Origin of the sequence: Vibrio antiquarius, assembly GCF_000024825.1 — a bacterium.
GTDB classification, from domain to species: domain Bacteria; phylum Pseudomonadota; class Gammaproteobacteria; order Enterobacterales; family Vibrionaceae; genus Vibrio; species Vibrio diabolicus.
Genome location: NC_013456.1, coordinates 810,408 through 823,236, shown reverse-complemented (window position 1 = coordinate 823,236; position 12,829 = coordinate 810,408). Strand labels below are relative to the sequence as shown.

The 12,829-nt window shown below is 47.2% G+C and carries 3 protein-coding genes, 3 tRNA genes and 3 rRNA genes; 2 read left to right on the top strand and 7 right to left on the bottom strand.

All coding sequences use genetic code 11. The features are described 5' to 3' along the window. Positions 1-89 precede the first annotated feature (89 nt). The gene (gene lysC / locus VEA_RS03925; protein ID WP_012841364.1) at positions 90-1,442 is read left to right on the top strand and encodes a lysine-sensitive aspartokinase 3; all 1,353 of its coding nucleotides are present in this window, start codon (positions 90-92) and stop codon (positions 1,440-1,442) included. A gap of 86 nt (positions 1,443-1,528) precedes the next feature. Here lysC and metH read toward each other — a convergent pair whose 3' ends face one another. Beyond that, the gene (metH, locus tag VEA_RS03920) at positions 1,529-5,209 is read right to left on the bottom strand and encodes a methionine synthase (RefSeq protein ID WP_012841363.1); all 3,681 of its coding nucleotides are present in this window, start codon (positions 5,207-5,209) and stop codon (positions 1,529-1,531) included. 191 nt (positions 5,210-5,400) lie between these two features. On the opposite strand from metH, the gene VEA_RS03915 reads away from it, so the two are divergent. Next, positions 5,401-6,732 carry a cation:proton antiporter gene (locus VEA_RS03915; RefSeq protein WP_041852885.1) on the top strand — a complete coding sequence of 444 codons (1,332 nt, stop codon included), beginning with the start codon at positions 5,401-5,403 and terminating at the stop codon, positions 6,730-6,732. Between the two features lie 742 nt (positions 6,733-7,474). Here the strand turns inward: VEA_RS03915 and VEA_RS03910 are convergent. The 6 genes from VEA_RS03910 to VEA_RS03885 all read right to left on the bottom strand — a co-directional run bounded on the left by VEA_RS03910 (position 7,475) and on the right by VEA_RS03885 (position 12,767). Next, positions 7,475-7,551 (bottom strand) — tRNA-Asp (locus VEA_RS03910). 46 nt (positions 7,552-7,597) lie between these two features. Continuing rightward, positions 7,598-7,714, bottom strand: a 5S ribosomal RNA gene (gene rrf / locus VEA_RS03905). Positions 7,715-7,799: 85 nt separating this feature from the next. Further along, positions 7,800-10,688, bottom strand: a 23S ribosomal RNA gene (locus VEA_RS03900). Between the two features lie 263 nt (positions 10,689-10,951). After that, positions 10,952-11,027: transfer RNA gene (locus tag VEA_RS03895), tRNA-Ala, on the bottom strand. A 44-nt stretch (positions 11,028-11,071) separates the two neighbouring features. Continuing rightward, positions 11,072-11,148: transfer RNA gene (locus tag VEA_RS03890), tRNA-Ile, on the bottom strand. Positions 11,149-11,214: 66 nt separating this feature from the next. Next, positions 11,215-12,767 (bottom strand): 16S ribosomal RNA (locus VEA_RS03885). The 16S, 23S and 5S rRNA genes sit together here with 3 tRNA genes alongside, the layout of an rRNA operon. Between the last annotated feature and the right edge of the window lie 62 nt (positions 12,768-12,829).

The following is a 12,829-nucleotide window of genomic DNA, read 5'->3' as shown; positions in this document are numbered from 1 at the left end:
TAGCATTCTAAATACCTCTCTTTTTGCTCTGTTCCTTTTCTCACTAAACATTGGATGTACAATTTTTTAGGAAGTCGTGGGAGAACGCAGTGAGCGCATTTAACGTAGCTAAATTCGGTGGAACCAGTGTTGCCAACTTTGAGGCAATGAGTCGTTGTGCCACCATTATCGAAAACAATCCAAATACTCGCTTGGTCGTGAGCAGCGCTTGCTCTGGCGTCACCAACCTATTGGTAGAACTCGCCAACGGTGTTCAGGATCAAACGCACCGTACTGAGCTGCTGCAAAATCTGGCCAACATTCATGACGCCATTTTAACTCAGCTCGAAGACAGCACGAAAACTGCTGCCGAGGTGTATGGCATATTAGATACCGTAACCAGCCTGGCCGAGGCTGCATCTATCCAAGCTAGTGCGAAGTTAACCGATCATTTGGTCGCATGTGGCGAACTCATGTCGACGCATATTCTAACTCAGTTAATGTGTGAGCGAGGCATTCAAGCTGTGCGCTTTGATATCCGCGATGTGCTGCGTACTGATGACAACTTTGGTCGCGCGGAGCCAAACATTGAAGCAATTTCGACGCTTGCGCAAGATAAACTCATACCACTTTGCCAACAATCCGTTGTTGTTACTCAAGGCTTCATAGGATCTGACGAAGCCGGTAATACAACAACACTAGGTCGAGGAGGCAGCGATTATAGCGCCGCCTTAATTGCTGAGAGCGTCAAAGCGGCAGGGTTAGAAATCTGGACTGATGTTCCGGGCATCTACACAACAGACCCGCGAATTGCGCCAAAAGCCTCACCAATTCCCGAGATCAGCTTTAGTGAAGCTTCAGAAATGGCTAACTTTGGCGCTAAAATCCTTCACCCTTCTACGCTAGTACCCGCATTGCGCCACGACATTCCGGTATTTGTAGGGTCATCGAAAGAGCCAGAAAAAGGGGGAACTTGGATTCGCCACCAAGTCGAAAGCTCACCGTTGTTCCGTGCGCTAGCTTTGCGTTGTAACCAAACCATGGTAACGCTACGCAGCGCCAACATGTTCCACGCATACGGCTTCTTAGCAAAGGTCTTTGAGATCCTTGCAAAGCATAAGATCTCGGTCGATTTAATCACGACATCTGAAATCAGTGTATCGTTAACACTTGATCAAACCGATACATCTGGCGGAGCACCACAGCTGCCGCAAGCTGTACGAGAAGAGTTAGAAGAGTTATGTAAGGTAGAAGTTGAACATGACCTATGCCTCGTTGCTCTCATTGGTAACAACATGAGTGAGAGTAAAGGCTACGCGAAACAGGTTTTTGGCACGCTAGAAGATTTTAACCTACGCATGATTTGTTATGGCGCTAGTCCTCACAACTTATGCTTCTTGCTCCATGAATCGGTATCGAAACAAGCCATACAAAAACTCCACACCGAGTTGTTTGAGAAGTAAGTTCAACTCAATAAAACAAAGGGCTGCGTATCTGCAGCCCTTTGTTGTTTCAATAGTTGTTACATTTGAACGAGGTAAACATCAATTTAACCGTTAATGTTTGGCCCTAACCATTTTTCAGCCTCGATCCTATCCCACCCCTTACGATCGGCGTAGCTCTCTAGCTGATCTTCTTGGATCTGTGCGATCGCAAAGTAACGTGAGTCAGGATGAGAGAAATACCAACCAGAGACTGACGCGCCCGGATACATTGCATAGCTGGAGGTTAGAGTCATGCCAATATTCTCTTCCACATTAAGTAGCTCCCAAAGCGGTCCTTTTTCAGTATGCTCAGGGCACGCTGGATAACCCGGCGCAGGGCGAATACCTTGGTATTTTTCACGAATGAGATCATTGTTAGATAAATCTTCATCCGCAGCATAACCCCAAATTTCTTTACGGACACGCTCATGCAAATACTCAGCAAACGCTTCGGCTAGGCGATCCGCCACCGCTTGAATCATAATTGCGTTGTAATCATCTCCCTGTGCTTTGTATTCATCAGCAAGCTCTCGTTCACCAATACCACCAGTGACAGCAAATGCCCCTATCCAATCATGTTTACCCGACTCTTTAGGTGCGATGTAGTCAGATAAACAATAGTTGAATCCTTTTGGTTTCTCGGTCTGTTGACGCAAGTTACGCAGTACTTTCACAACGTCGGTACGAGTTTCATCAGCATAAACTTCAATGTCGTCCCCCACGCTCGCAGCAGGGAATAAGCCACACATTCCACGCGCTTTTAACAGGCCTTCTCGCTCAACTCGATCAAGTAACTCGTTGGCATCTTCGAATAAACGTTTTGCTTCTTCACCAACTTCTTCATGTTGGAAAATTGTTGGATACTTACCCACAAGTGACCAAGTCATAAAGAATGGTGTCCAATCGATGTATTGACGTAATATAGCCACATCAAAATCATCGAAGATATGAATACCAGGCTTAACAGGCACTGGAGGAGTGTAAGCTTCCCAATCGATCGCAACTTTATTCGCTCGAGCCGCTTCTAATGTCACTGGTTTGGTTCTCGGTTTCTTTCGATTATGTTGATCACGTACTCGTTCGTAATCAGCTTCAAGTTTTTCAACAAATTCAGGGCGACGTTCATCTGACAATAGAGAAGTACATACGCCCACCGCACGTGAGGCGTTATTCACGTAAACAACTGGATGCTTGTAATTTTGCTCAATCTTAACTGCTGTATGGGCTTTTGACGTTGTTGCGCCACCGATGAGAAGAGGTAAGTTAAAGTCGAGACGCTCCATCTCTTTTGCAACATGCACCATTTCGTCTAATGAAGGCGTGATCAACCCTGACAAACCAATAATATCGACGTTCTCTTCTTGCGCTACTTTTAAGATCTTTTCGCAAGGAACCATGACACCAAGATCGATAATTTCATAGTTATTGCACTGCAATACAACGCCTACGATATTTTTCCCGATATCGTGTACATCACCTTTTACCGTCGCTAACAAGATCTTACCGTTTGTTTGTCCCACCTGCTTTTCTGCATTGATGTAGGGCTCGAGATGCGCTACCGCTTGCTTCATCACTCGGGCAGATTTTACGACCTGAGGAAGGAACATTTTACCTTCACCAAACAAGTCTCCGACGACGTTCATCCCATCCATGAGTGGGCCTTCAATCACCTCTAATGGCTTTGAAGCATTGACACGTGCCTCTTCGGTATCATCAACGATAAACTCGGTTATTCCTTTCACTAACGCGTGTTCTAAACGCTTTTCAACAGGCCAAGTTCTCCACTCAAGTGCAGAGGCATCCTCCTCTTTACCTACCCCTTTGCCTGCGTATTCCGCCGCGATATCTAACAACCTCTCAGTGGCATCATCGCGACGGTTAAGAACGACATCTTCCACAGCCTCACGCAGCGTTTCAGGCACGTTATCGTAGATTTCTAACTGACCCGCATTCACAATCCCCATATCCATGCCATTCTTAAAGCAGTGGTAGAGGAACACCGCGTGAATCGCTTCACGCACATAGTTATTACCGCGGAATGAGAAGGAAACGTTAGAAACACCACCCGAGATCATCGCGTGTGGTAAATCACGTTTGATATCGCCAACGGCTTCAATGAAATCCACCGCGTAGTTATTATGCTCCTCGATACCCGTAGCAATGGCAAAAATGTTTGGGTCAAAGATGATGTCTTCTGGTGGAAAGCCCACTTCATCAACGAGAATTCGGTAAGCGTTGGTACAAATTTCCACTTTGCGCTCACGTGTATCTGCTTGCCCTATCTCATCAAACGCCATCACAATCACAGCCGCACCGTAACGGCGGATCAACTTAGCTTGTTCAACGAATTTCTCTTTACCTTCTTTGAGAGAGATCGAGTTAACAATGCCTTTGCCTTGGATGCACTTAAGACCGGCTTCAATAACCTCCCACTTTGAAGAGTCGACCATGATTGGTACTTTTGAGATTTCAGGTTCTGACGCACAAAGATTTAAAAATCGAACCATACAAGCTTGTGCATCCAACATGCCTTCGTCCATGTTGATATCGATAATTTGAGCGCCATTTTCAACTTGTTGACGAGCCACATCGAGCGCTTCATCGTACAGTTCTTCTTTAATCAAGCGCTTAAAACGCGCAGAGCCAGTTACATTCGTACGCTCACCGACATTGATGAATAAAGAGTCTTTATCAATGGCGAGCGGCTCTAAGCCAGACAAGCGACAAGCAACGGGAAGGTCAGGCAATTGACGAGGGGCGACATTTTCAACCGCGAGTGCCATTTGGCGAATGTGCTCTGGAGTTGTGCCACAACACCCACCAATCAAGTTTAAAAAGCCACTTTGAGCCCACTCTTGAACATGCTTAGCCATATCTTCTGGCGACAAATCGTATTCGCCGAATGCATTCGGAAGCCCAGCATTTGGGTGAGCGGAAACAAAAGATTCTGATATACGCGAGAGATCTTCAACATAAGGACGAAGCTCATCTGGGCCCAGCGCACAGTTCAAACCAAACGAAATCGGTTTAACATGACGTAATGAGTTGTAAAACGCTTCTGTGGTTTGACCGGATAATGTCCGACCGGAAGCATCGGTAATAGTCCCCGAGATCATCACAGGTAACTCAATACCCATCTCTTCAAACACACTTTCAACAGCAAATGAACAAGCCTTAGCGTTAAGAGTATCGAAGATGGTCTCGATAAGAATAAGGTCAGAACCACCTTTAATCAGCGCTCGAGTCGATTCAGAGTAAGCCTCAACTAACTCGTCGAAAGAAACATTTCGATATCCGGGGTCATTTACATCAGGAGAAATAGAACAAGTGCGGTTCGTCGGCCCTAAAACCCCTGCGACATAACGCGGTTTATCGGGTGTTTTTGCGGTCCATTCGTCTGCAACTTCACGTGCAAGCTTGGCAGCAGCAAAGTTAATTTCTTCACTTAGGCTTTCCATCTCGTAGTCAGCCATCGCAATGGTTGTTGCGTTAAACGTGTTGGTTTCGAGAATATCTGCACCCGCTCCTAAATATGCAGCGTGAATTTCCTTGATAAGTTGAGGCTGACTTAGAACCAACAGGTCGTTGTTACCTTTTAGATCACAATGCCAATCCGCAAAGCGCGTTCCTCGATAGTCTTGCTCTTCAAGTTTGTATCCCTGAATCATGGTTCCCATACCACCATCAATCAAAAGAATACGTTGCTTCAATTGAGCTTCAATCTGTTGTCTTACGTTACTTCCCACAGTACAGCCTCATTCCTTTAGTTATCTTTCCATCCTATCACACAAACTTCAGGAGTCTAGACGTCTAAACGTGGAATTAATGATTATTTTATCTCCTTCTTAACTTACAAAATAATCGCGAAAAAATGTTTGCTATTTAAGCAGCATCAGTCGAGAATCCCATTCATAAAATGTTACAAATAGAGAGCTCTATGTCGGTCTATCATACTTTATGTTTTCTATCCGCAGCTGCGATGCTAATTGCTTTTGTAAACAGCAAGATAGGAAAGATGCAAACCACCATTGCGATTACCGCAGGTTCAATGGTGCTTTCACTTCTAATCTTAATTGCGGGCCAAAACAACTGGTTCCACCTCACCGAAATTGCGACAGAAACGGTCACAAGGATCAACTTCGAAGATTTCTTGCTCAAAGGCATTCTTGGCTTCTTACTATTTGCGGGTGGATTAGGCATCAAACTTCCAAACCTTAAAGATCAAAAATGGGAAATTACCGTTTTGGCTCTCGGAGCCACCCTATTTTCCACTTTCTTTATCGGGTTTGCGCTCTACGGATTCTGTCAGTTAATTGGCATCCAATTTGATTTGGTCTACTGCTTACTATTTGGTGCTCTAATATCGCCAACTGACCCAATCGCTGTATTGGCTATAGTTAAAAAGCTCGATGCTCCCAAACGTATCTCCACCCAGATTGAAGGAGAGTCGCTCTTCAATGACGGCTTCGGTTTGGTTATCTTTGTCACTCTATTTACGATTGCATTTGGTACTGAGGCACCAACTGTAGGTAGTGTCACCTTACTCTTCATCCAAGAAGCTATCGGTGGTATCACTTATGGTTTCGTACTCGGTTTGCTATTCCACTACTTAATCAGTGCCACCGATGATCACTCAATGGAGTTATTACTTACCATTGGTGTCCCAACGGCAGGTTACGCATTTGCTGAATACATCCATGTATCAGGACCATTAGCGATGGTTGTATCTGGTATTATGATTGGCAACTGGACACGTTTTATTGGCTTTTCGAAAGAGAGTGAAGACCACCTTGACCACTTTTGGGAGCTCGTCGATGAGTTCTTGAATGGCGTGTTATTCCTACTGATCGGTATGTCGATGCTGCTATTTGAATTCCACAAAGAAGACTGGATCATGATGGCTATATCAGTCCCTCTTGTACTAGCAGCTCGCTATCTAAGTGTATTTCTTTCTTACATAGGCTTTAAACGTTACAGAAAATATAACCCGTGGTCAGTACGTATTTTGACGTGGGGCGGTTTACGCGGAGGCCTGGCACTAGCGATGGCACTTTCTATTCCATCAGGTATTTGGGTGATTCAAGATAAGTTAATCGATGTAAAAGAGATTATTCTTGTAATGACCTACTCCGTCGTTGTTTTCTCTATCCTCATTCAAGGCTCAACAATCACCCCAATGATTGAAAAAGCAAAAGATGAAGAGAAGAAAATGGAAGAGAACAACCAAGCAATAACCACTCCGGAGCATACGGAGCCAGTGGACTCTTAAAGACACGTAACTTAATAGATAAAAAAGCAGCTATCTAGCTGCTTTTTTCATATCTAATCTTCGGTATCGGCAATAGTTAGTATCTATGAAACCGTAGCGTGACGATTATTCGGATATTTAACTGTATATCAAAGAGTAACAAGCGTTTTGTTCTTGAAGGGGATAGATAGTATCCATAGAGGGAGTCTTTTAGTTTAAGCATTTTCATCATCACTTCTCTTCCCTTGGCGATATAGGCTCCCTGTAAACACCACAGCTAAACTTCCACAACACTTAACAATGAGCGACTTTGTATTTGTATATAGAAAGAAGCATTGAGGATGATTGCGAGATCACTCCCCCAAACGGGCTTGAAATCCCACCAAACTAAGGTCTGAGCTAGCACTCAGGTTGTTCAAGCCCTTAGCAGAAGTTTAGAGTCCTCATACTTGATCTCAGCGACACTGAACTTATATTCAAAGTTGTTCTGTTTTCGAGATAGAAACAAAGCGACACCTCGAACAACTAGGTTCATAGCTAGATATTTCTAATATGTTATAGAGGAATCTTTGGTAAGCACGTGCTGGTACTCAAAGCTAGAGCTCGAGACTGGCATCAACTCGTTCATGGAAGGGCTTAGAAATCATAGCGAAGAGGGAAGCCTGCCTCTCGATGCAAAATTTCAATATGGAAATGAGGTTAAGGTAAGTCGGGTAACCAAAACGAAAAAAGCCCCAGTCTTTCGACTGAGGCTTAATATAAGTGGCGGAGTGGACGGGACTCGAACCCGCGACCCCCGGCGTGACAGGCCGGTATTCTAACCAACTGAACTACCACTCCGCAGTGGTATCACCTGCTTGTAATCAGCAAGTGTCCAAAATTTAAAGCCTGGCGATGTCCTACTCTCACATGGGGAAGCCCCACACTACCATCGGCGCTATTTCGTTTCACTTCTGAGTTCGGCATGGAAGTCAGGTGGGTCCAAAACGCTATGGTCGCCAAGCAAATTCTTTAATCTGGAAAGCTGTTTTCGTTCTTACACATTCAATGTTCTTTCATTGAGTCCATCAAAACCCCTTGGGTGTTGTATGGTTAAGCCTCACGGGCAATTAGTACAGGTTAGCTCAACGCCTCACAACGCTTACACACCCTGCCTATCAACGTCGTAGTCTACGACAACCCTTTAGGATACTTAAAGTATCAGGGAGAACTCATCTCAAGGCTCGCTTCCCGCTTAGATGCTTTCAGCGGTTATCGATCCCGAACTTAGCTACCGGGCAATGCGTCTGGCGACACAACCCGAACACCAGAGGTTCGTCCACTCCGGTCCTCTCGTACTAGGAGCAGCCCCTTTCAATTCTCCAACGCCCACGGCAGATAGGGACCGAACTGTCTCACGACGTTCTAAACCCAGCTCGCGTACCACTTTAAATGGCGAACAGCCATACCCTTGGGACCGACTTCAGCCCCAGGATGTGATGAGCCGACATCGAGGTGCCAAACACCGCCGTCGATATGAACTCTTGGGCGGTATCAGCCTGTTATCCCCGGAGTACCTTTTATCCGTTGAGCGATGGCCCTTCCATTCAGAACCACCGGATCACTATGACCTGCTTTCGCACCTGCTCGAATTGTCATTCTCGCAGTCAAGCGGGCTTATGCCATTGCACTAACCTCACGATGTCCAACCGTGATTAGCCCACCTTCGTGCTCCTCCGTTACGCTTTGGGAGGAGACCGCCCCAGTCAAACTACCCACCAGGCACTGTCCGCAACCCCGATAAGGGGTCGACGTTAGAACATCAACACTACAAGGGTGGTATTTCAAGGACGGCTCCACGCAATCTAGCGACTGCGCTTCAAAGCCTCCCACCTATCCTACACATGTAGGGTCAATGTTCAGTGCCAAGCTGTAGTAAAGGTTCACGGGGTCTTTCCGTCTAGCCGCGGGTACACTGCATCTTCACAGCGATTTCAATTTCACTGAGTCTCGGGTGGAGACAGCGTGGCCATCATTACGCCATTCGTGCAGGTCGGAACTTACCCGACAAGGAATTTCGCTACCTTAGGACCGTTATAGTTACGGCCGCCGTTTACCGGGGCTTCGATCAAGAGCTTCGACCGAAGTCTAACCCCATCAATTAACCTTCCGGCACCGGGCAGGCGTCACACCGTATACGTCATCTTGCGATTTTGCACAGTGCTGTGTTTTTAATAAACAGTTGCAGCCACCTGGTATCTGCGACTCTCAATAGCTCCATCCGCAAGGGACTTCACCGTCGAGAGCGTACCTTCTCCCGAAGTTACGGTACCATTTTGCCTAGTTCCTTCACCCGAGTTCTCTCAAGCGCCTTGGTATTCTCTACCCGACCACCTGTGTCGGTTTGGGGTACGATTCCTTACAATCTGAAGCTTAGAGGCTTTTCCTGGAAGCATGGCATCAATGACTTCACATCCGTAGATGCTCGACGTCGTGTCTCAGCCTTAAGAAGAGCCGGATTTACCTAACTCTTCAGCCTACGCACTTGAACCTGGACAACCGTCGCCAGGCCCACCTAGCCTTCTCCGTCCCCCCATCGCAATTGTAAGAAGTACGGGAATATTAACCCGTTTCCCATCGACTACGCCTTTCGGCCTCGCCTTAGGGGTCGACTTACCCTGCCCCGATTAACGTTGGACAGGAACCCTTGGTCTTCCGGCGAGGAGGTTTTTCACCCCCTTTATCGTTACTCATGTCAGCATTCGCACTTCTGATACGTCCAGCATGCGTTACCACACACCTTCAACCGCTTACAGAACGCTCCCCTACCCAATACTCAAAGAGTATTGCCGCAGCTTCGGTTTACTACTTAGCCCCGTTACATCTTCCGCGCAGGCCGACTCGACCAGTGAGCTATTACGCTTTCTTTAAATGATGGCTGCTTCTAAGCCAACATCCTGGCTGTCTGAGCCTTCCCACATCGTTTCCCACTTAGTAGTAATTTGGGACCTTAGCTGGCGGTCTGGGTTGTTTCCCTCTCCACGACGGACGTTAGCACCCGCCGTGTGTCTCCCGGATAGTACTTACTGGTATTCGGAGTTTGCAAAGGGTTGGTAAGTCGGGATGACCCCCTAGCCTTAACAGTGCTCTACCCCCAGTAGTATTCGTCCGAGGCGCTACCTAAATAGCTTTCGGGGAGAACCAGCTATCTCCAGGTTTGATTGGCCTTTCACCCCTAGCCACAAGTCATCCGCTAATTTTTCAACATTAGTCGGTTCGGTCCTCCAGTTGATGTTACTCAACCTTCAACCTGCCCATGGCTAGATCACCTGGTTTCGGGTCTATATCCAGAGACTGAACGCCCAGTTAAGACTCGGTTTCCCTACGGCTCCCCTAGATGGTTAACCTTGCCACTGAATATAAGTCGCTGACCCATTATACAAAAGGTACGCAGTCACAGGACAAGCCTGCTCCTACTGCTTGTACGTACACGGTTTCAGGTTCTATTTCACTCCCCTCACAGGGGTTCTTTTCGCCTTTCCCTCACGGTACTGGTTCACTATCGGTCAGTCAGTAGTATTTAGCCTTGGAGGATGGTCCCCCCATATTCAGACAGGATATCACGTGTCCCGCCCTACTCGATTTCACTGAATATGCGTCGTCAGTTACGGGGCTATCACCCTGTATCGCCAAGCTTTCCAGCTTGTTCACCTAACGCGTATAAAGCTTAAGGGCTAGTCCAATTTCGCTCGCCGCTACTTTCGGAATCTCGGTTGATTTCTTTTCCTCGGGGTACTTAGATGTTTCAGTTCCCCCGGTTCGCCTCGTTATGCTATGTATTCACATAACGATACTTACTTATGTAAGTGGGTTTCCCCATTCGGAAATCCCAGACTCAAGTGGTTTTTACTACCTAATCTGGGCTTATCGCAAGTTAATACGTCCTTCATCGCCTCTGACTGCCAAGGCATCCACCGTGTACGCTTAGTCACTTAACCATACAACCCGAAGGAGTTTCGAGTTGATAATCAAATCACCAAAGTTGTCTCTCATTATTTGAATGAGCGAGAGACATTCGATTTTGCCGGACTCAAATTCCAAGAACACTTGAATGTGTTTTTAGTTGTATTCATAAATGAATACTTTGAGAACTTTACAAACAACAATAAATTGTTGTTTTGTCAGCTTTCCAAATTGTTAAAGAGCTAGATTTTCTGATGAAAACCATTTTTAAAGATTCTTTTTCAAGAACACTTAAAGATGGTGGAGCTATGCGGGATCGAACCGCAGACCTCCTGCGTGCAAGGCAGGCGCTCTCCCAGCTGAGCTATAGCCCCATCAAGGTGTGTCGATACTGTAGCCAATTCCTTGGAAAAGAAATTGGTGGGTCTGAGTGGACTCGAACCACCGACCTCTCGCTTATCAGGCGAACGCTCTAACCACCTGAGCTACAGACCCAGTATCGTCTCTTTACTTTATAAACCGTATCAATCTGTGTGAACACTCATCGCAATAATCATCGTATAAGGAGGTGATCCAGCGCCAGGTTCCCCTAGCGCTACCTTGTTACGACTTCACCCCAGTCATGAACCACAAAGTGGTAAGCGTCCCCCCGAAGGTTAAACTACCTACTTCTTTTGCAGCCCACTCCCATGGTGTGACGGGCGGTGTGTACAAGGCCCGGGAACGTATTCACCGTGGCATTCTGATCCACGATTACTAGCGATTCCGACTTCATGGAGTCGAGTTGCAGACTCCAATCCGGACTACGACGCACTTTTTGGGATTCGCTCACTTTCGCAAGTTGGCCGCCCTCTGTATGCGCCATTGTAGCACGTGTGTAGCCCTACTCGTAAGGGCCATGATGACTTGACGTCGTCCCCACCTTCCTCCGGTTTATCACCGGCAGTCTCCCTGGAGTTCCCGACATTACTCGCTGGCAAACAAGGATAAGGGTTGCGCTCGTTGCGGGACTTAACCCAACATTTCACAACACGAGCTGACGACAGCCATGCAGCACCTGTCTCAGAGTTCCCGAAGGCACCAATCCATCTCTGGAAAGTTCTCTGGATGTCAAGAGTAGGTAAGGTTCTTCGCGTTGCATCGAATTAAACCACATGCTCCACCGCTTGTGCGGGCCCCCGTCAATTCATTTGAGTTTTAATCTTGCGACCGTACTCCCCAGGCGGTCTACTTAACGCGTTAGCTCCGAAAGCCACGGCTCAAGGCCACAACCTCCAAGTAGACATCGTTTACGGCGTGGACTACCAGGGTATCTAATCCTGTTTGCTCCCCACGCTTTCGCATCTGAGTGTCAGTATCTGTCCAGGGGGCCGCCTTCGCCACCGGTATTCCTTCAGATCTCTACGCATTTCACCGCTACACCTGAAATTCTACCCCCCTCTACAGTACTCTAGTCTGCCAGTTTCAAATGCTATTCCGAGGTTGAGCCCCGGGCTTTCACATCTGACTTAACAAACCACCTGCATGCGCTTTACGCCCAGTAATTCCGATTAACGCTCGCACCCTCCGTATTACCGCGGCTGCTGGCACGGAGTTAGCCGGTGCTTCTTCTGTCGCTAACGTCAAACAACGCCGCTATTAACGACGCCGCCTTCCTCACGACTGAAAGTGCTTTACAACCCGAAGGCCTTCTTCACACACGCGGCATGGCTGCATCAGGCTTGCGCCCATTGTGCAATATTCCCCACTGCTGCCTCCCGTAGGAGTCTGGACCGTGTCTCAGTTCCAGTGTGGCTGATCATCCTCTCAGACCAGCTAGGGATCGTCGCCTTGGTGAGCCCTTACCTCACCAACTAGCTAATCCCACCTAGGCATATCCTGACGCGAGAGGCCCGAAGGTCCCCCTCTTTGGCCCGTAGGCATCATGCGGTATTAGCCATCGTTTCCAATGGTTATCCCCCACATCAGGGCAATTTCCTAGGCATTACTCACCCGTCCGCCGCTCGACGCCGTTATCGTTCCCCGAAGGTTCAGATAACTCGTTTCCGCTCGACTTGCATGTGTTAGGCCTGCCGCCAGCGTTCAATCTGAGCCATGATCAAACTCTTCAATTTAAGATTTTGTTCGGCTCAATGAATACTGAACATTACATAAAGTAATGTTTGAATTGACTGTG

Coding starts and splice junctions, on each gene's coding strand:
- VEA_RS03915 (WP_041852885.1), top strand. CDS start 5,401: ATGTCGGTCTATCATACTTTATGTTTTCTATCCGCAGCTGCGATGCTA.